Source organism: Aestuariivivens marinum (assembly GCF_022662175.1).
GTDB classification, from domain to species: Bacteria; Bacteroidota; Bacteroidia; order Flavobacteriales; family Flavobacteriaceae; genus Aestuariivivens; species Aestuariivivens marinum.
In genome coordinates, this window is the sequence record NZ_JAKMCR010000002.1 from 261322 (window position 1) to 280986 (window position 19665).

19 protein-coding genes are annotated in these 19665 nt (G+C 33.1%); 9 read left to right on the top strand and 10 right to left on the bottom strand.

Features of this window, described 5'->3' with window-relative positions:
- Window positions 1-86 precede the first annotated feature (86 nt).
- The 4 genes from MR053_RS08480 to MR053_RS08495 form a co-directional block, all read right to left on the bottom strand.
- Window positions 87-1205 (bottom strand): Sb-PDE family phosphodiesterase, encoded by a 1119-nt coding sequence (locus MR053_RS08480; RefSeq protein WP_242132025.1) that lies wholly within the window; start codon window positions 1203-1205, stop codon window positions 87-89.
- Between the two features lie 299 nt (window positions 1206-1504).
- A complete protein-coding gene (gene cls, locus MR053_RS08485; RefSeq protein ID WP_242132026.1) occupies window positions 1505-2959 on the bottom strand; it encodes a cardiolipin synthase in 1455 nt (484 codons plus the stop codon).
- 15 nt (window positions 2960-2974) lie between these two features.
- Window positions 2975-3895, bottom strand: coding sequence for a lytic transglycosylase domain-containing protein (locus tag MR053_RS08490; protein WP_242132027.1), 921 nt, complete (start codon window positions 3893-3895; stop codon window positions 2975-2977).
- Window positions 3896-3941: 46 nt separating this feature from the next.
- Window positions 3942-4610, bottom strand: a complete 669-nt coding sequence (locus MR053_RS08495; protein WP_242132028.1) for an alpha/beta hydrolase — start codon at window positions 4608-4610, stop codon at window positions 3942-3944.
- A 120-nt stretch (window positions 4611-4730) separates the two neighbouring features.
- Here MR053_RS08495 and MR053_RS08500 point away from each other — a divergent pair, with 120 nt between their 5' ends.
- Window positions 4731-5027 carry an N-acetyltransferase gene (locus MR053_RS08500; RefSeq protein ID WP_223551579.1) on the top strand — a complete coding sequence of 99 codons (297 nt, stop codon included), beginning with the start codon at window positions 4731-4733 and terminating at the stop codon, window positions 5025-5027.
- A gap of 77 nt (window positions 5028-5104) precedes the next feature.
- On the opposite strand, the gene MR053_RS08505 is transcribed toward MR053_RS08500, so the two are convergent.
- Entirely contained in the window at window positions 5105-5467 is a 363-nt protein-coding gene (locus tag MR053_RS08505; protein ID WP_242132029.1) for a hypothetical protein, read from the bottom strand.
- Between the two features lie 117 nt (window positions 5468-5584).
- The gene (gene mtaB / locus MR053_RS08510; protein ID WP_242132030.1) at window positions 5585-6922 is read right to left on the bottom strand and encodes a tRNA (N(6)-L-threonylcarbamoyladenosine(37)-C(2))-methylthiotransferase MtaB; all 1338 of its coding nucleotides are present in this window, start codon (window positions 6920-6922) and stop codon (window positions 5585-5587) included.
- Window positions 6923-7012: 90 nt separating this feature from the next.
- On the opposite strand from mtaB, the gene MR053_RS08515 reads away from it, so the two are divergent.
- Window positions 7013-8632, top strand: a complete 1620-nt coding sequence (locus tag MR053_RS08515) for an ABC transporter substrate-binding protein (RefSeq protein WP_242132031.1) — start codon at window positions 7013-7015, stop codon at window positions 8630-8632.
- 14 nt (window positions 8633-8646) lie between these two features.
- Here MR053_RS08515 and MR053_RS08520 read toward each other — a convergent pair whose 3' ends face one another.
- From MR053_RS08520 to MR053_RS08530, 3 genes are all read right to left on the bottom strand, one after another.
- The gene (locus MR053_RS08520; RefSeq protein WP_242132032.1) at window positions 8647-9552 is read right to left on the bottom strand and encodes a TolB family protein; all 906 of its coding nucleotides are present in this window, start codon (window positions 9550-9552) and stop codon (window positions 8647-8649) included.
- Window positions 9553-9630: 78 nt separating this feature from the next.
- Entirely contained in the window at window positions 9631-10806 is a 1176-nt protein-coding gene (locus MR053_RS08525; protein ID WP_242132033.1) for a GlmU family protein, read from the bottom strand.
- Between the two features lie 273 nt (window positions 10807-11079).
- Window positions 11080-11331, bottom strand: coding sequence for a type B 50S ribosomal protein L31 (locus MR053_RS08530; protein WP_223551585.1), 252 nt, complete (start codon window positions 11329-11331; stop codon window positions 11080-11082).
- Between the two features lie 151 nt (window positions 11332-11482).
- On the opposite strand from MR053_RS08530, the gene MR053_RS08535 reads away from it, so the two are divergent.
- From MR053_RS08535 to MR053_RS08565, 7 genes are all read left to right on the top strand, one after another.
- Window positions 11483-12016, top strand: a complete 534-nt coding sequence (locus MR053_RS08535; RefSeq protein WP_242132034.1) for a DUF4199 domain-containing protein — start codon at window positions 11483-11485, stop codon at window positions 12014-12016.
- Window positions 12017-12054: 38 nt separating this feature from the next.
- Window positions 12055-13002: a glycosyltransferase family 2 protein gene (locus MR053_RS08540; RefSeq protein ID WP_242132035.1), complete on the top strand. Its 948-nt coding sequence runs from the start codon at window positions 12055-12057 to the stop codon at window positions 13000-13002.
- Window positions 13003-13113: 111 nt separating this feature from the next.
- Window positions 13114-14844 carry a phospho-sugar mutase gene (locus MR053_RS08545; protein WP_242132036.1) on the top strand — a complete coding sequence of 577 codons (1731 nt, stop codon included), beginning with the start codon at window positions 13114-13116 and terminating at the stop codon, window positions 14842-14844.
- Window positions 14844-16679: an ABC transporter ATP-binding protein gene (locus MR053_RS08550; RefSeq protein ID WP_242132037.1), complete on the top strand. Its 1836-nt coding sequence runs from the start codon at window positions 14844-14846 to the stop codon at window positions 16677-16679. The genes MR053_RS08545 and MR053_RS08550 overlap by 1 nt, the downstream gene beginning before the upstream one ends.
- A 287-nt stretch (window positions 16680-16966) precedes the next feature.
- Entirely contained in the window at window positions 16967-17509 is a 543-nt protein-coding gene (locus MR053_RS08555) for an RNA polymerase sigma factor (protein ID WP_223551590.1), read from the top strand.
- A gap of 33 nt (window positions 17510-17542) precedes the next feature.
- Complete coding sequence (locus MR053_RS08560; RefSeq protein ID WP_223551591.1) at window positions 17543-18049, top strand: hypothetical protein; 507 nt, start codon at window positions 17543-17545, stop codon at window positions 18047-18049.
- A 12-nt stretch (window positions 18050-18061) separates the two neighbouring features.
- Window positions 18062-18499: a hypothetical protein gene (locus MR053_RS08565; protein WP_223551592.1), complete on the top strand. Its 438-nt coding sequence runs from the start codon at window positions 18062-18064 to the stop codon at window positions 18497-18499.
- Window positions 18500-18517: 18 nt separating this feature from the next.
- Here the strand turns inward: MR053_RS08565 and MR053_RS08570 are convergent, their stop codons facing one another.
- A complete protein-coding gene (locus tag MR053_RS08570) occupies window positions 18518-19564 on the bottom strand; it encodes a WD40/YVTN/BNR-like repeat-containing protein (protein WP_242132038.1) in 1047 nt (348 codons plus the stop codon).
- Window positions 19565-19665: the final 101 nt, after the last annotated feature.

Sequence of the window (19665 nt, forward strand, 5' to 3'; positions counted from 1 at the left end):
TAAAAAGTCATTCTTTTGTACTTCAATTAATTTAACTCAATACAAAGGCATGTAGACATCTAAACCGATTCCTTTATTTTCCTTAATCAAATGTCATTTATGTTTGTTGATATATTCCATTCAATTACAGGTTGTTGTTTTGGAGCAGAAAAAGCTCTCAAAGCTTTTAATTTAAGGTCAAATTTCTTTAATCTTTCTATCGTCTTTATTAATAAAGTGGTTGACTTCCCTGCTTTTATCTCAAATACCGACGGCATATTATGGAATGTATAAGGTGTTTCATTTTCCCAAATTAAATCGCTACTACTTACATTTTCCAACTCAATTTTAAGAATAGAACCTTTATCTATATATGTGGCCTCATTAATTAGGACACTTTCTTTTAGCAAGGGTTTTAAAAATTCATCTCTTCCAACCAAAAGGGAATTAAACACCGCTACAGTCCGTTTTTCAAAAAGTGCTTCTTTAAGACTTTCCAAGGTTTTTTCCTTAGCAAAAACAAGGGTGATAGGACGATGGTTACCTTCTTCTGTATAGTCCCAATCAATGAGTCCATGTATATCACTCGTCCCCATAATAGTTAAGTTGTGCTCTAATGCCAAAGCAAGTGATTCTTCTGAGTAATTATTTGAGTTAATTACCTCAATACCGTGAAGTTCTCCTTTTTGGATTCGTTCTTTCTGAAAATCACTCCAAACAGGAATACCATCCTGTCTTTTATAATAAGGATGGTTCCAAAAAATAAAGGCGCCCTGCTTTTTTGCTTCAGCAAAAACTGCTTCGGAAGGATTAGTCAATAATTTGTTAGAATCAGTCACGAATATAGCATTACTATGCCCTATTGGCACCTTCCGGGTTATCTCAGAACCGGAAACAATCAACAAGTCATGGTCTTCAGCCTCTTTTAATGCAATTTCGTAAGCCCTATTGCGATCTGGGTGCGGAATATCTTTTTTGTGTGGCTGGTACTCTATATGCTCAGTTAACGAAATGGCGTCCAAGTTCTCGCGAAGAGCTTCACTTACCCTAATAGAAGGCCATACTTCCCCATCAGAGAACACAGTATGTTGGTGAAAGTCTGTTTTTAAAGTAATATACCCTTCTATATCTGGATAAGTCAAGGCCTCATTGCCTGCATGAAAATGCTGTGCATATAATACTGGAAATGCCCCAATAATTAGAAAAAAAAGATAAAAGTATTTCATGCTAATTTGGTTTTATTGATTAATAAATATTTAATTATTTTTAAAATTTATAGTTTGAAAGATAATAAATTGTTTGCCATTTATAGATTACTATTTAAAGGATTCTAATATTCACTCAATGCAATACAGAAAAATACTTTTGTGTCAATTGTAGATATTGAACAATTATATAAGTAGAGTTAGTATTATATAAATAACTCTAAAAATTCACATATTTAAACACAAGAAGTAGACTAAAATGTGTATTTTTTTAACCATTAGTTCTATCAAAGAGTATAAAAAATGAAAGTCGAAATAGCTTAGATCAAAGGAGACCAAAGTCTACAGTAGGATTCTTTTAATTTATCAAACTTAGATCTATTTAAATAGGCTTTATAACTTACTTCTTTACTTTCGTTTATATCTTCCATAAAATGGGACTTTAATATTTCACTTTGTTTTACATCATAAATAAAAGCATTGACTTCAAAGTTAATATTAAAGCTTCTATAATCCATATTTGATGTTCCAACAGTTGAAAATATGTCGTCTATGACCATAGTCTTTGCATGGATAAAGCCTTTTTGATATTTATAAACTTTTACACCGGCCTTTAACAACTCTTCCAGATAGGAATTGGACGCATGTTTAACAACCCATGAATCAGATTTATCCGGTATAATTAACCTTACATCCACTCCACTTTTAGAAGCAACTTGAAGTGCCGTAATTATTTGGTCGTTAGGCACAAAATAGGGTGTTGTAATATAAATATAGTCTTCTGCCGTAGTAATTGCTGTAAAAATCACTTCCATAATGTTTGCCCAATCTGTATCTGGACCACTAGCGGCTATTTGAATTGCGACATTTTGGTTAGTTTCAACTTCTGGAAAAAAGGTTTTATAAACAGTTAATTTTTTATCGCATACAAAATCCCATGTAGCTAAAAAATGGATTTGAAGTGATTTAACTCCTTCTCCTTTTATACAAATATGAGTATCCCTCCAGAATCTTTTAGTTTGATGATCATTTAGGTATTCATCTGCAATATTTATTCCACCAACATAGGCTGTTTTACCATCAATAATGGTAATCTTTCTATGGTTTCTATAATTCATTTTGCCTGTAAACCTAGAAAACAATACAGGCATAAAAGGGTAATGTTCTACACCTGAATTAGTGAGCTTTTTTTTCATTTTGCTTGAAATTTTGCTCCCCACAGCATCATATATAAGTTTAACCTCTATCCCCTCATTGGATTTTTCGCATAATATGTTTAAAACTTCAGTACCTATAGCATCATCCTTAATGATGTAATATTCCATATGTATGTGATGCTTTGCAGCTCTCAAATCCTTTATAAGCTTTTGAAACTTTTCTTCTCCATTCTTTAGTATTTTTACATCATTCTTTAAGGTCAAAGGTTCGGCATCACTGGAGTAAAGTAATTTTACCAGTTTTACTTTGTCATCTAAATATTTATCAATCTTTTTAATGTCTCGATTAGTTAACTCAAGCTCTTTATTAATAGACTTTACAACATTTTTATTTAAAATGTGTTTTTTACCGAAAATTTTATTCTTTCTATATTCTTGACCAAAAAAGTAATAAACAACTAACCCGAAAAAAGGAAAAAACACTAAAACTATTATATAGGAGAGTGTTTTTGTAGGGTTAATATTTTTAAGAAGAATGGTGATTACAACTGAAATGGAGATAATGTAGTTGAATGCTATTAATATTTCCCAGTAATAGTCTTTTAAAAACTGAAGCATACCATCAAAGCGTAATTATTGATAATAACCTTCCTTTGGAATTTCAATATGATATAATTTACGTGTCTTGTTATTTAAATAAGGCTCCCTTAACCATGGGTTATGCAACTTTAATATTTTATAGTTTATACCAAATTTTTCAGCGAAATTTGTAAAATCTGTAACAGCTGTGTCCACTTCAACTTTATAGGTTGGCACGCTACTATATAAATCCTTTTCCCTAAAGTTGAATCCATATTTGTTAGGATTGGATAAAATTTCTTTTAAAGCTACTATCCTAAATATATAACGCCCTGTTTCTTCCCCTAAAAGCATGTCGTAATAATTGTTTACGCCTTGTTCTTCAAGGCGTCTTGATATTCCTGAATTCCCAGCATTATAAGCTGCTGCTGCCAACGTCCATGAGCCAAGTTCTTCCTTCGATTTTAAAAGGTACTTGCAAGCTACCTCTGTTGCCTTTTCTAAATGGTAACGTTCATCAACATTATTGTTCACCTCTAAACCGTTTTCCTTTCCCGTAGTAGTCATAATCTGCCACACACCCCTAGCTCCAGCTGGCGACACCGCATTGGTAAGGCCGCTTTCAATAACTGCAAGATATTTAAAATCATCGGGGACACCATATTTCGCTAGAATAGGTTCTATGGTTGGAAAATACTTTCTGGCTCGCTTAAACATAAGCAACCCATTAGATTGCCAATAAGTATTAACCAATAATTCCCTGTCCATACGTTCCAGGATATCTGGATTTTTTAAAGGTAAAGCTTCACCCGCAAAATCTAAATATTGTGGTACCTGCAAGGCATAAACGTTATAGTCGTTTATAAGTTTCTTTTCAAAATTTTCATCTGTTGGGGCGTCTTGTAGAGCATTAATAAACAAATAACACAAACTTAATAATCCAACAAACGCTAATGCATTTTTTACTATCTTCATCACCAATAAGTTTTGCTTAAAATTATAAAAAATATTTGAATCTGTTTTAGAAGCCCTCCAATATAATAGCAGGTAAATTCGCATTAAACCATTTATATTTATTTAAAATCATAATATGTGTTCCTCCTTTAACAACTATACAGCCTTTGATGTTTTCAATAGGAAACACCGAATCATTATCCCCATGAATATGAACAATATTTTGAATAACCTCTTTTTGGTTCCAGCACAACATATTGGTAATAGCCCATTTTAAATATGCAGGATCGTTTACAGACAAATACATTTTATAGAGTTCCAATCGCTTTTGCACGAATTCACCCATAGCGTATTTAGCAAACAGCTCTATATTTGAAATCAATTTGAACGGTAGCAACTTGTATGTTTTAAGTTTTTTAGCAAGTTGCATTCGTTTAGGCATTTCATGTACTGACTTAATGCTAGATACAATAATTAATTTTCTAACCTTAAAATGTTTACTCATCTCCTGAACTATTACCCCACCAAACGACACACCCAATAATACTATGTTATTATGCTTTATTTGTGGAACCATACGAAAAGCATAGGCTTCTATAGTCTCATTGTTAAATGGATGCATCCATTCTAAATAATGAAGTTTAAATTGGTCTTGGGGTAACTCAATATATTCAAAAATTTTGGGGCTTGCAGCCATCCCCGGCATTAAATACACATGTATTAGCTCTTGACCCATAAGCTTTTAACGGATATTCCCTTTTGTTATGTGGATTTTTTTTGTAATTTTGCAAAACAAATTTAGACAAATAGTTATCACTATTTACTACTCCTAAGAAAATAAATTAATATACTTACCATGGTTGATGTAGCAGAATTAATTGACAATGATTTTTTACGACAATATGAATTAAAAATTGAAAATCATTTAGCTAAAATTGAGTACTCCCTACAAGAACGGAAGATTTTTTTAACAAAACTTGTCATTCCGAGTGAAATTAATGGAGATGAATTTAAAAAGGAATTTTTAGCTGCTGTTTTTGAGCAAATTGGGGAACGCAACTTGAGTATTGTACCTACAAGTCCCGAAATAGCAAAGTTTGTACGAAGTAATAGAAAATACAAACGTATGCTTCCTGTTGGTGTAAGGATATAAATAAGGTAATACATTATAAAAAAACTCCCAAGTTATAAGCTTGGGAGTTTTTTGTTTTTATTTGGTTTTTGGTTTTCTTAATAGTATTTTGAATAGTCGCTTGAAACTTTAACAAATTGTAAATCACTTGAAACTAATTGTCCTTCGTCATTTATAACATAAGTCCCTTGAGGCGTAGCACCATCTAAAAGCAATACTTCCTTATTATTAATTATCCAATTAAATGGAATAGCACTTGAAGATATTTCAGAACCATTTGAATTTGTCTCAATACTTAACCCTGTATTGTTTTGCCCAAAAACCAACGTGTATGTTTTTGTAGATGCCATATTTTCCCAAATACCCAATAAATCAACATCCTGTTGCACCTCTTCTTGTGAACAAGAGGTAAAAGATAAAATAAGTATACATGCTGTAAGTAGGTTTAAACAATGTTTCATGACTAATAGATTTGGATTCTTAGTATTGAAATCGTATTTCAATCCAAACCTACATCAGTATTTTGGCTGCGTCAAAAAAATCCGTTAAACGTCAATAAAACTAACCCAAAAGGTACTTTAAAGGGTTTTAACAGGCTTCAATTGATTTACAAACTCAAATCTAACCAAGCCATCATCATCAATTTTAGTCAACTTCACTTGATGTAATGTATTGACCAATATTGGATTCCAGGGAGTTTTTACTTTCACATAATTTTCAGTAAACCCATTTATAAAACCTTCCTTATTCTCGCTTTCAAACAATACCGTTCTGGTTGTACCAATCTGACTTTCATAAAAGGCACGGCGTTTTTTAACTGATAGCCCTCTTAGCATTTTACTACGCTTACTTCTTACGCTATTGGGTACAACGCCATCCATATCGGCAGCTTCTGTGTTATCACGTTCAGAATAGGTAAACACATGCAAATAGGAAATATCCAGTTCGTTTAAAAAATTGTAGGTTTCCAAAAAGTGCATATCGGTTTCACCGGGAAAGCCAACGATTACATCAACACCAATACAAGCATGTGGCATAATCGATTTTATTTTTTCAACCCTATCCACATAAAGCTCTTTCAAATACCTTCGTTTCATTTTATTAAGTATTTCGTTGCTTCCTGATTGTAACGGAATATGAAAATGTGGTACAAAAGCCCTAGAGTTTGAAACCAGTTCTATGGTTTCATTCTTCAATAAATTAGGCTCGATAGACGAAATGCGCAAACGCTCAATGCCTTCTACTTTATCAAGTTCAGTCACTAAATCCAAAAAGGTATGCGCATGGTTTTTGTTCCCAAACTCTCCTTTACCATAGTCACCAATATTAACTCCTGTTAGTACAATTTCCTTAATATCCTGTGCTGAAATTTCCCTAGCGTTTTTTAATACATTGTCCATGGTATCACTTCTTGAAATGCCGCGAGCCAATGGAATGGTACAATATGTGCATTTGTAATCGCACCCGTCTTGAACCTTTAAAAAGGCACGTGTTCTATCACCTATGGAATAAGAACCTACATAAAAATCGGCTTCTTCAATTTCACAGGAATGCACTTCACCGTAATCATTTTTGCTCAGGTCGTTTATATAATCGGTAATCTTAAACTTTTCGGTTGCCCCTAATACTAAATCCACCCCATTAACATTGGCAAGCTCTTCTGGTTTTAGTTGGGCGTAACAGCCCACAGCTGCAATAAACGCATTTGGATTTGCTTTTTGCGCCTGCTTCACAATGGTTTTAAAACGCTTATCGGCATTTTCAGTAACCGAGCAAGTGTTAATCACATACATATCGGCTTTTTCCGAAAAATTAACGCGGTCAAAACCTTCATCCTTAAAGCTTCTAGCTATGGTAGATGTTTCAGAAAAATTAAGCTTACAACCTAATGTGTAAAATGCGACTTTTTTGCTCATTAACCCTTTTGTATGTCCTAACTTGTTTCAGGAACTAATAAGATTTATATTTACCGTTAAAAGACTGCAAATTTACAACTAATAAGTTATATGATAAAACCCACATTAAAATGTTTAAAAAACTACTTGTCAATTAGTTGCATTGTTTTAGTCTTTTTCTCCTGCAAAAATATTTCAAACATAAACCAAGACCATTTGGTTTTTCGGTATAACGAATATGCGAATCTAAATACACTAGACCCTGCTTTCTCCAGAACATTACAGGATAATTCGGCCTGCAATCAATTGTTTAACGGATTGGTACAATTGGATAAAAATCTCAATATTCATCCTGCAATAGCCAAACGTTGGCTGATATCTGAAGATGGCACCTCTTATACCTTCATTTTAAGGGACGATGTTTATTTCCATAAGCACCCTTTATTTGGAAAAGATTCTACCCGAACAGTTGTCGCAGAAGATTTTACATTTAGTCTAAATCGGTTAAGGGATTCTAAAACAGCTGCTCCAGGAGGTTGGGTGTTAAACAAAGTTGATGATTTTATGGCCATCAACGATACGGTCTTTCAAATTGATTTAAAACAGCCTTTTCCTGCATTTATAGGGCTATTGGCCATGAAATATTGCTCTGTGGTTCCTAAGGAAATAGTAGAACATTATGGCACTGAATTTAGATCACACCCTATAGGTACTGGCCCCTTTAAATTTAAGCGTTGGGAAGAAAATATCAAGCTGGTGTTTAGAAAAAATGAGCTTTATTTTGAAAAGGATGAACAGGGCAACCAATTACCTTATTTAGAAGCTGTAGCACTCACCTTTCTCCCTGATAAACAAGGTGAATTTTTACAATTTGCCCAAGGCAACATAGATTATATTTCTGGCTTAGATGCATCTTATAAGGATGAATTGCTAACAAGTAATGGTAAGCTTCGTAAAAAGTATTTTGAAACCATAAATATGATTCGTGGACCGTATTTAAACACCGAATACTTGGGTTTTTATCTAGATTCTGAAACACCAGAAATACAATCGGAGTTGATAAGAAAAGCTATAAATCTTGGTTTTGATAGAAAAAAAATGATGCTTTATTTAAACAACGGTATTGGCAATCCTGCAATTGGTGGCTTTATACCTATTGGGCTTGCTGGCCATAGTGAAACTAATGGTTATAATTATCAGCCGAAAAAAGCTAAACAACTTATAGAACAATTTAAAACCGAAACAGGAATAAATCATCCAGAAATAACGCTAAACACTACTAGCAACTATTTGAGCTTTTGTGAGTATATACAACAGGAATTGCAAAAAGCGGGATTAAAGATTAATATTGATGTAATGCCCGAAGCTACACTAAGAAGCGCTAGATCCAATGGTAAAATTGATATGTTTAGAAGCTCTTGGATAGCCGATTACTTAGATGCCGAAAACTATTTGTCTATCTTCTATAGTAAAAACTTTGCTCCTAATGGATCAAATTATTTTCATTTTAAAAATAAATTATTGGACAGCCTCTACAACAAAGCCTTTACCATTACGAATATTGAAGAGCGAAAATTACTTTATACCCAAATGGACTCTATTGCTATGGAGCACGCCATTATGGTTCCATTATACTACGATGAAGTGTTACGTTTTACAAGAAAAAATGTGAAGGGATTGGGTATTAACCCCATTAATTTATTGGATTTAAGGCGGGTAAGGAAAAATTAGTCCATTGGACTCATTTAGGGCTTTACAACAAAATGATAGATGTCATCATCGCCTTTTCCCCCAATGCGCTTTGAAACCAAAAACCCTGAAGCGCTATTAGAATTTATAATCAATGAAAAATCATCCTTATCACTATTTAACGGTTTAGGCAATTTTTCAGCCTTTTCAAAACTACCATCTTCCTTCATGACACATTTATAAATGTCGAAGCCACCATAACCAGGTCGGTTAGACGCAAAATACAAAGTATTGTCATCGCTTACATAAGGAAACATTTCACGGCTGTAGGAATTGACATTGCTACCCAGATTTTCTGGTTCACCATAGGTATTGTTTTCCATAATGTTTACTTTAAAAATATCGGAACCGCCTTTGGTAGTCGCTTTTCCTCCCCTTACATTACCCGTAAAATACAAGGTTTCACCATCATTACTAAAAGCAGGATGCGCATAGGAATACCTTGGGTTACAAAAAGGCAACACCTTAAAGTTGGTCCAGCCTATACCTTCTTGATACTCTCCTATTTCTAAATGGAAATTCGTTTCTTTAAAATCACCTTTAGGCCTGTTTTTATTGGTATATAATGTCGTAATGATTAAATGCTTCTCGTTAGGAGATAGTACAGCACTGGTTACCGTTGGTATATTGGCATCGATTGCTACGGGTTGAACTTTTATTATTTTGCCATCACCTGATAACGTACCTTCATAAATGGTTAGTACTGGGTTGCCTCCAACCAATTCTACTTTCCCCCTCTTATTCAATGCAAAGGAAGTAAACAGTATTTTTTTTCCTTTGGTTTTCATTAAACCAAAATGGGGGTATTCATTATTAATTTCTAAATTGGTTAGGGTGTAATCTGAAGGCTGTGTAAAACCATAAAAACCCCAAAAGAGAAAAATAAAGTAAATGGACCTCATGATTAAAATGATTTGATGCTGACCAAATATAACATTTCATGGAAAACCCACTCAAGTAATCGGATAAACATCAAAAAATCAAGACCTTCTGTAGGTTTTGGATAGTTCAAAAACACGTTCCAAGATATCCCTATCCTTTTGGTCAAATACCATATTTTGTCTGGAAAACACCTTTTCAATAGTTTCAAAAGCCTTTTTGGTTTGATAAGTTGTCAATCCACTATGGCCACCCCAACTAAAGCTGGGAACAAAGTTTCGAGGAAATCCAGAACCAAAAATATTGGCACTTACACCTACAACCGTTCCAGTATTAAACATGGTATTAATGCCACACTTACTATGGTCGCCCATCATCAGCCCGCAAAATTGCAATCCTGTTCTAGCAAACCCCTGAGTATTGTAATTCCATAAACGAACCTCTGCATAATTGTTCTTAAGGTTGGAGGTATTGGTATCTGCTCCCAAATTACACCATTCGCCCAACACAGAGTCTCCAAGATAGCCTTCATGGCCTTTGTTGGAATTACCAAAAAGGACTACATTTTTCACTTCGCCTCCTACTTTAGAATAAGGCCCTATAGTTGTAGCACCATATATTTTAGTTCCTAATTTAGTTACGGCGTTATTGCATAACGCTAAAGGTCCTCTTATTAAAGTACCTTCCATTACTAGAGCATCTTTACCTATATATATTGGTCCTGTATTGGCATTTAAAGTAGCGAATTCTACTATGGCTCCTTCTTCTATAAAAATTTGCTCCGCGCCAATAATATTGTTGCTGGATGGGATTGGTTGGGAGGTTCTATCTTTGGTAATTAGATTAAAATCCTCCTGAATAGCTTCATTGTTTTTAGAAAAAATATCCCATGTGTTCTCTATTTTAATAAGTTCCTCTCTAAACTCCAAGACCTCGTACTGTTTAAAATCGATGTCGTCTTTGGATTCCTCTGTAAAAAAAGCGATAACGTCCTCACCTTTAAAAATAGCTTGGTTCTCTTTTAGCCCATTAACCATCTCGACCAATTCCAAACTGGGAAGAAAGGCAGCATTTATCATAATGTTTTCGTCCATTTCCACCATGGGATACTTGTCAGACAAATACTCTTCGGTAACAGTAGTTGTAGTAGTTTTTAAAAAGGTTTCCCATTTTTCACGAATGGTTAAAATACCTATTCTAATATCAGCTACAGGCCTTGTATAGGTAAAGGGCAGCAAATTATTTCGGGATGGGCCATCAAAAAGAATATAATTCATAAAACAGTGATTTCTAAGTTTCTTTCTGTAAAAACTAAAACTTGGATTTAAAAAAATACAAAATTCAGCTATGTTTTTGTTGTCGCTTTATTAGTCAATATAACTTTTCACTTGGTTTTATAAATTTTCAAATGAAAAGATTCATATGCCTTTGAATTAAAAAAATCAAACAAATAAAGATACCCTAAATGTGTTCGAAAACATAAATTCAATTCATAAAAAAAGCCTTTCAACAGAACTGAAAGGCTTTCATTTAAATAATTAAGGCTAAACTTATTTTTTAAATTTAGCATATTTGCTTTTAAACTTATCGATACGACCAGCTGTATCTACCAATTTAGACTTACCAGTATAATATGGGTGCGATGTTCTTGAAATTTCCATTTTAACAAGTGGATACTCAACACCATCAACTTCTATTGTTTCGTTAGTGTTAGCAGTAGATTTTGTAATAAAAACATCATCGTTAGACATGTCTTTAAATGCTACTAATCTATAATTTTCTGGATGTATACCTTTTCTCATCGCTAAATGCTTTTATCTTTTCAATTTTCGAGCTGCAAATTTAAGTATTTTTTATAAATGAACAATATTTTTTATTATTTTTTATTTTCAATAATACAGTAGCGTTTTACTACCTTTGGATACCAACATTTAAATACTAAAATACTATATCATGGAAAAATCTTTAAAGTCAATTGCCAAAGATTATGGGCTTTATTTAGGGGTTTTACTCACTTTACTTTTAACCATTGCATATGCCATAGACTTAAATTTATTTGTCAACACTTGGTTTGGCTTATCTATATATGCAATTGCAATTATATTTGGGCTTATTTCTATTGCTAAAGTAAAGCAGGCCTTTGATGGTTACACTAATTTTAAAGAAGCATTTACGGCCTATTTCATAACCAATTTAATTGGTTTAACAATTGTTACTTTAGTTTCTTTTATCCTATTTAACTTTATTGATACCGATGCCGCCACTTTTTTAAAAGAAAAATCAATTGAAAAGGCAGTAGGAATCTACGAAAGCATAAATATGCCTCCCGATAAAATTTCCGAAACCGTTGATAAACTTGAAGCTGAAAACCTGTACTCCATAAAAAATAGTCTTATAGCCTTATTTGTTAACTATATGTTGCCTTTATGTGTTATCGGGTTACTAGTTGCAGCTACTATGAAAAAAAACAATCCAGACTCACAATAATTTCTGTATTTTTGAAATGTTAAATTTCAAATAATTCTATGGATATATCAGTAGTTATACCACTACTTAACGAATACGAATCCCTAAAAGAATTGAATGATTGGATTGTTAAAGTCATGACTGCTAATCATTTTTCTTATGAAATTATTTTTATAGATGATGGTAGTACTGATGATTCATGGAGCATTATTAAGAAACTATCAGAAAAAAACAAAAGCGTAAAGGGAATTAGGTTTTTAAAGAATTTTGGTAAATCCCAAGCATTGCATGCTGGTTTTGAAAAGGCTCAGGGTAACATTGTTATTACCATGGATGCGGACTTACAAGACAACCCTGATGAAATACCAGAACTCTACAGTATGGTTATAAATGAAGGTTACGATTTGGTGTCGGGCTGGAAAAAGAAACGTTATGACGATGTACTTACAAAAAACCTACCTTCAAAACTATTCAATTGGGCTGCCAGAAAAACATCTGGGGTTAAATTACATGATTTTAATTGCGGCTTAAAGGCTTACAATAAAAACGTTGTTAAAAATATTGATGTTAATGGTGAAATGCACCGCTATATTCCCGTACTCTCTAAAAATGCCGGATTTACCAAAATAGGTGAAAAAATAGTGCTCCATCAAGCCAGAAAATATGGGGTCACCAAATTTGGCATGGATCGCTTTATTCACGGTTTCCTAGATTTAATTACAATTTGGTTCTTATCACACTTTGGCAAACGCCCCATGCACCTTTTTGGAGCATTAGGCGTGCTTATGTTTGCTATTGGTTTTTGTTTTGCAGTGTATTTGGGTATAGATAAATTATTTTTAAACCCAGCTGGAAGGCTAATTACCCAACGTCCACAATTCTATCTTGCTCTTTCGACTATGATTATTGGCACGCAATTTTTTGTTGCTGGATTTTTAGGAGAAATCATATTGCGAACCAAAGAAAGCAAAAAAAGATACCTTATAAAGGATAAGTTGAATTTTTAGTAAACTCCTGTTCTAACTATTTCGATTTCGTTTATATTTCATTTTAAATCATAGTTCAAAAATTAATATTAGTTTTCAATTACTTAATTTTGTCTTTATTTTAATGCAATCATGATATATATAGAACCAAAAATTTTAGAACGCATCAATACATGGTTAACTCCACAGTTTGATAGTGAAACACAAACTATTATTAAAGAAAGCATAGCAAATAACCCTAAGGATATTCAAGAAAGCTTTTATAAAGATTTAGAGTTTGGTACAGGTGGCATGCGTGGTATCATGGGGGTTGGCACCAATCGAATCAACAAATATACACTAGGAAAAAGCACTCAAGGTTTAAGCGCCTATCTGCACAAACAATTTCCTAATGAAACACCTAAAGCTGTCATTGCTTACGACTGTAGACACAATAGTAAATCTTTAGCCAAAGTAGTTGCTGATGTGTTCTCGGCAAATGGTATTGAAGTGTATTTATTTGGAGATTTACGTCCAACGCCGGAGTTGTCGTTCGCAGTAAAGCATTTAAATTGCCATTGTGGTATTGTTTTAACGGCGTCACACAATCCGCCAGAATACAACGGCTATAAAGTATATTGGCAAGATGGAGGTCAATTGGTGCCGCCTCATGACGGCGCTGTTATAAAAATGATTAATGATTTGGATTATGCCGATATTAAATTTGAAGCTAATAATGATTTAATACATTACATAGGGGAAGAAGTCGACGAAGCTTTTATTAAAGCATCTGTTGAAAATGGATGTGTTGGTGCCTCACAAGAAGCAAAGGATAACCTAACCATAGTTTTTACCTCTTTGCACGGCACATCCATAACGGCTGTTCCAGAAACTTTGAAACAAGCAGGATACAACAATGTGCATCTAGTAAAAGAACAAGAAGTCCCAAATGGTGACTTTCCAACTGTTGAATCTCCAAACCCAGAAGAACCAGCCGCCCTAAAAATGGCATTGGAATTAGCTGAAAAAGTAAATGCCGATATTGTTATAGGTACCGACCCTGATTGTGACCGACTTGGGGTGGCCGTACGTAATAACGATGGGGAACTGCAACTCTTAAACGGCAACCAAACGATGCTCATGATGACCAATTTCCTTTTAAAACAATGGAAAGTGGAAGGAAAAATTAAAGGCAAGGAATTTATTGCTTCAACGATTGTTTCAACTCCTATGTTGACCAAATTAGCCAATACCTATGAAGTTGAAAGCAAGATTGTACTCACTGGTTTTAAATGGATTGCCAAACTCATTAAAGAGCATAAAGAACTTAATTTTATTGGTGGTGGCGAAGAAAGTTTTGGTTATATGGTTGGCGATTTTGTACGTGATAAAGATGCTGTTACTTCAACTTTATTAGCCTGTGAAATTGCTGCCATATCGAAATCCAATGGAAGTTCTTTCTTTAATGAATTGATAAAACTTTACATAAAGCATGGTTTCTACAAAGAGAAATTGGTATCGCAAACCAAAAAGGGTATTGAAGGCGCTCAGGAAATTAAACAAATGATGATTGAAGCCAGGGAAACACCTGTTAAGACCATTAACGGTTCGACAGTTATTAAGTTTGAAGATTATGAGGCATCTATAGCTAAAAATATGATTACAGGAGAAGAATTCGCAATTGACATTCCAAAGTCCAATGTATTGATTTATTATACCGAAGATGGTAGTCAAGTTGCCTTAAGGCCTAGTGGAACAGAACCTAAAATTAAATTTTATGTAAGCGTTAATATGCCCTTGGAATCTATTGAAGATTTTAAAGCTTGCGAAACTGCCTTGGACACAAAAGCCGAAACCATTCTTAAAGACATGAAACTTATTTAATGAACCTATTTTTTAATATTTTAAGGTATGCAAAACCTTATAAACGATTTGCGGTAGGACACATTATATCCAATGTGTTCTTTGCTTTATTTGGTACACTTTCGTTTGTGGCACTCATGCCAATGTTAGATGTGATTTTTGAAAAAGAAAAAGTCATCCCTTCTACAAAACCTGTTTACAAAGGAATCTCTGAAATTGGTCATTTCGCTGAAGATTCTTTAGCGTTTTACATGAACGAATTTACCCAAGGAGACAAATCTAAAGCACTTATTTTTGTAATAATACTTATCATCATAACCTTTTTTCTAAAAAACATTTTTGGCTATTTAGCCAATTATTTTATGGTGTTTTTACGAAATGGTGTGATTAGGGATATACGAAATGTGGTTTATAACAAAATATTATCGCTACCGCTTTCTTATTTTTCAGAACAGAGAAAGGGTGATCTAATAGCAAGAGTTACAGGGGATGTTAACGACCTGCAATACTCAATGCTTCCGGTATTAGAACTTATTGTAAGAGAACCATTAACGATTATTTTTACATTGGTTACCATGCTCATTATAAGTTCTAAGCTTACTTTATTTGTATTCATTTTTATACCCATAATGGGATTTATTATTTCCAAAATTGGTAAAAGCTTAAAACGAAAATCAGACAGGGTTCAAAAAGAGCAAGGATTATTCTTGTCTACTTTAGAAGAAACACTTACCGGACTTCGAATTATTAAAGGGTTTAATGCCGAAGAAAAATTTAATGACCACTTTCAAGAATCAACGAATAGATATTATAGTTTTTCAAATAAATTACTAAACAGACAAAACTTAGCTTCTCCTACAAGTGAGTTTTTAGGCATTTGCATGATATCAATAATTCTATGGTATGGTGGAAATTTAATTATTGGCGGTGATTCGACTTTATTTCTAGATGGTAGTAAGTTTATAGTTTACATAGGATTAGCATATAACATTCTAACCCCGGCAAAAGCAATTTCAAGAGGATTGGTTAATGTTAAAAAAGGTGGTGCAGCTGCAGAACGCATCCATGAAATTATAGATACTCCAAATCCTTTAATGGATAGTGTTAATGCAGTAAATAAATCAGGTTTTGCAAAAAATATTGTGTTTAATGACATTTCATTTAAATATGAAAAAGAATATGTTTTAAAGAATTTCTCCTTAACCATAAACAAAGGACAAACTGTTGCTTTAGTTGGGCAATCAGGTAGTGGCAAATCTACCATTGCCAATTTAATAACCCGCTTTTACGATGTAAACAAAGGAGCTATTTTAATTGATGGCCAAGATATAAGGGAATTAACAACTAAATCACTAAGAGGGTTACTTGGCATTGTAACCCAAGATGCTATTTTATTTAACGATAGTATAAAAAACAATTTAAAATTAGGAAATACTAATGCTTCCGAGGAAGATGTTATAGAAGCCTTAAAAGTAGCCAACGCCTGGGAATTTGTGAAAGATCTACCTAAAGGTATAGAGACCAATATAGGAGACTCAGGAAATAAACTCTCTGGCGGACAGAAACAACGCTTAAGCATCGCAAGGGCAGTGTTAAAAAGTCCTCCAATTATGATTCTAGATGAAGCCACTTCTGCGCTGGACACTGAAAGTGAACGCTTAGTACAAGTGGCTTTGGAAAACATGATGAAAAACAGGACATCCATAGTTATTGCACATCGATTATCTACTATTAAAAATGCCGATATCATAGTTGTACTTAATAAAGGTGAAATTGTTGAACAAGGCAAACACAATGAACTCATTGCTAAAAATGGTGTTTACAAGAAACTGGTTGACATGCAAAGTTTTGAGTAAACCTAACTACTTAAGACAATGACAAGAAGACATGTTTAATACAAAAAAGGATAGAGATTTGGGCATCTATCCTTTTTTTATTCATTGTTAGATTTGGGGACAACTAACAACATAAGTAGGTTTATGATACAAACTTAACACAAAACGTTTTACAAAACAAGAAAAAATAACATTTTATCGTATTTTTGTGTATTTTATCGATATTTAAGCCATAAGAAGGTTGAAATCTTATTTAAAATAATATTTTAAACTTTTGTTATATTTAAGAGTCAAATAAGAAAAAATTAGTGACCGACGAGGTACAGTTAGTTAAACAATTACAGTCCAAAACCAATAAGGAGCAAGCATATAGAACATTAGTTTCTCTATATAAAGAACGTTTGTATTGGCACATTCGAAATATTGTAAAGTCACATGATGATGCAGATGACGTATTACAGAACACATTTATAAAGGTGTTTAAAAACATTCAAAATTTTAAAGGCGACAGTAAATTATTTTCATGGATGTATCGCATAGCAACCAATGAAGCCATTACACATATAAACAGGAATGCAAAACGAATGCAAATCACTAATGAACAGGCCCAACAAATTGCTATTGGTAAATTAATTTCTGATATTTATTTTGTGGGTGATGATATTCAGATAAAATTGCAAAAAGCTATCGCTACGCTACCAGAGAAGCAACAATTGGTATTCAATATGAAATATTTTCAAGATTTAAAATATAAAGAAATGGCCGAGATTTTAGAAACAAGTGAAGGTGCTCTAAAAGCATCATACCATTTTGCCGTAAAAAAAATTGAAGCTTATCTTACTAATAATTAAACCTTTATTGAAATTATAAGTCATATAGTAGAAATGAAAAAGAATTTACTTCATACCATAAAGTCTACAGGGTTTAAAACACCGGTTGGGTATTTTGAAACTTTTGATGACAAGGTATTAAGCTCCATAAAACCCAATAGAAAACTAAAATTTGCAGAAACATCAGGTTTTAATGTACCTAAAAACTATTTTAAAAATTTAGAAGATAAACTAATTGATAAAGTTTCAACTAATGATAAAACCAAAGTCATTGCCTTGTTTAGTAAGAAACAATTGCTTTACGCATCAAGCATAGCTGCAGCCATGATTGTATTTTTAAATGTTTTTGTTTTTAACAGCCAACCTTCTTTTAATACCTTAGAAACCCAAACCGTTGAAAATTTTCTTATAGATGAAAACATAAGCTCTTATGAATTAGCCATATTATTAACTGAGGAAGAACTTACAGAAGACACTTTTGTTGATTACAACCTCGAGAAAGAAAACTTAGAAGAGTATCTTTTAAATAATGTAGATATTGAAACTATATTAATTGAATAAATGCAATTGGATATGAACATAAAACAAACCATTTTTATAGTGCTTTTACTGGTTTCACTTAACATAAAAGCACAAAACCATAGGGAACGCATTAAAGCGCTGAAAGTGTCTTTTTTAACTGAACGTTTGGACCTTACTGAAAAAGAAGCCCAAAAATTTTGGCCAGTTTACAATGATTTTGAGAAAAATAGTTCTAAAATTAAATATATAAAGATTAAAAACATTCGAAGAGAAATTAAGGAAACATTTGACACCATGTCTGATGAAAGAGCAAGAGAACTTATTGAAAAATACAATGAAGCTGAAAACAGTCTACATCAACTTTGGGTTGAATTTTCAAATAAACTTACCGATATCATCCCTCCGAAAAAAATAATATGGCTTAAAATAGCTGAAGAAGATTTTAAACGAAAAATGATTGATGAATTTAAAAAACGAAGAAAAGAGTAAGGCTAACATCTCTCTTTATTATTTAAATTGCAATTTAGAGATTCGTCCAGCACCAGCAGCATAAGCTACACTATCATTTAAAAATCTTAGGGTGTAAAAACCTTCATCACTTAAATGTTTCCAAGTTTTACCAGAATCGTTACTATAATCAATACCTTTAAAACCAAGGGCTACCAACTCCTTGCCTTCCCTATTTGGCATATATTGCACACAACTTCTATAACCTGGATTTAGGTTTTCACCTACCAATTGCCAAGTTTTGCCGCCATCTATTGTTCGTATTTTATTAGCAGCATTGGTATCGGGATTGGTATAATCGCCACCTATAGCAAAACCGTTTAGTACATCATAAAAATCAATGGAATAAATACCTTCAGTAGCTTTTTCCTTAACAATGGGAGTATCAAACACCTCCCAAGTATGGCCTTTATCTGGTGAAAAATAAATACGGCCAGCGGTAGTAGCCACCCAAGTATTGTTACCTATTATAGCTATATTTGTATTGCTCGCTGCAAAAGCACCTTCATTTTTTAATCCTTTTGGTAATTGGTCACAGAACAATTTATTCCATGTACTACCAGCATCCCTTGTAATAATAACCGATAAACAACCATCGACACTATCACCAATGGCTATACCTTCTTGATCATTCCAAAAGTTCATGGCATCGTAAAACACTCCTTCAGCATCTTCTCTATATACCAAATCCATTTTGCCTTTTTCACCCGTTTTAAATAATAACGCTGGGTTTTCAATACTTAACATAAAAAAGTCTTCAGTTGTATGTGCTACTGCTCGAAAATGTAAGTCCAATGTATCATGCTTCTGTATCGAGGTTTTCCATAACTTGGTTTTAGGATTAAATAAGCCAAAAGTGTTATTATTCGCTGCAAATGACAAACTCTTATCATCCAAAATTTCTATCGCTCTTATACTTAACAAAGAATCCTCAAAAACAGTTTCAATGTCAACCTTATTAAAATGCCTAGGCTTAAAATTATTGTCCTTAGTTCTGCATGAAATTAAAAACGGTGAACACAAAAAAAGAAGTAAACAGGATTTCATAAGCATTAATTTTTAGAAAGATAAGCCTAAATGTCGAAAAAATAAAAACATTCGTCAATTCATGCTTTTAATGTAACTTAGCGCACTCAATAACTTAAAAC

Coding starts and splice junctions, on each gene's coding strand:
- MR053_RS08480 (WP_242132025.1), bottom strand. CDS start 1,205: ATGAAATACTTTTATCTTTTTTTTCTAATTATTGGGGCATTTCCAGTA.
- cls (WP_242132026.1), bottom strand. CDS start 2,959: ATGCTTCAGTTTTTAAAAGACTATTACTGGGAAATATTAATAGCATTC.
- MR053_RS08490 (WP_242132027.1), bottom strand. CDS start 3,895: ATGAAGATAGTAAAAAATGCATTAGCGTTTGTTGGATTATTAAGTTTG.
- MR053_RS08495 (WP_242132028.1), bottom strand. CDS start 4,610: ATGGGTCAAGAGCTAATACATGTGTATTTAATGCCGGGGATGGCTGCA.
- MR053_RS08500 (WP_223551579.1), top strand. CDS start 4,731: ATGGTTGATGTAGCAGAATTAATTGACAATGATTTTTTACGACAATAT.
- MR053_RS08505 (WP_242132029.1), bottom strand. CDS start 5,467: ATGAAACATTGTTTAAACCTACTTACAGCATGTATACTTATTTTATCT.
- mtaB (WP_242132030.1), bottom strand. CDS start 6,922: ATGAGCAAAAAAGTCGCATTTTACACATTAGGTTGTAAGCTTAATTTT.
- MR053_RS08515 (WP_242132031.1), top strand. CDS start 7,013: ATGATAAAACCCACATTAAAATGTTTAAAAAACTACTTGTCAATTAGT.
- MR053_RS08520 (WP_242132032.1), bottom strand. CDS start 9,552: ATGAGGTCCATTTACTTTATTTTTCTCTTTTGGGGTTTTTATGGTTTT.
- MR053_RS08525 (WP_242132033.1), bottom strand. CDS start 10,806: ATGAATTATATTCTTTTTGATGGCCCATCCCGAAATAATTTGCTGCCC.
- MR053_RS08530 (WP_223551585.1), bottom strand. CDS start 11,331: ATGAGAAAAGGTATACATCCAGAAAATTATAGATTAGTAGCATTTAAA.
- MR053_RS08535 (WP_242132034.1), top strand. CDS start 11,483: ATGGAAAAATCTTTAAAGTCAATTGCCAAAGATTATGGGCTTTATTTA.
- MR053_RS08540 (WP_242132035.1), top strand. CDS start 12,055: ATGGATATATCAGTAGTTATACCACTACTTAACGAATACGAATCCCTA.
- MR053_RS08545 (WP_242132036.1), top strand. CDS start 13,114: ATGATATATATAGAACCAAAAATTTTAGAACGCATCAATACATGGTTA.
- MR053_RS08550 (WP_242132037.1), top strand. CDS start 14,844: ATGAACCTATTTTTTAATATTTTAAGGTATGCAAAACCTTATAAACGA.
- MR053_RS08560 (WP_223551591.1), top strand. CDS start 17,543: ATGAAAAAGAATTTACTTCATACCATAAAGTCTACAGGGTTTAAAACA.
- MR053_RS08565 (WP_223551592.1), top strand. CDS start 18,062: ATGAACATAAAACAAACCATTTTTATAGTGCTTTTACTGGTTTCACTT.
- MR053_RS08570 (WP_242132038.1), bottom strand. CDS start 19,564: ATGAAATCCTGTTTACTTCTTTTTTTGTGTTCACCGTTTTTAATTTCA.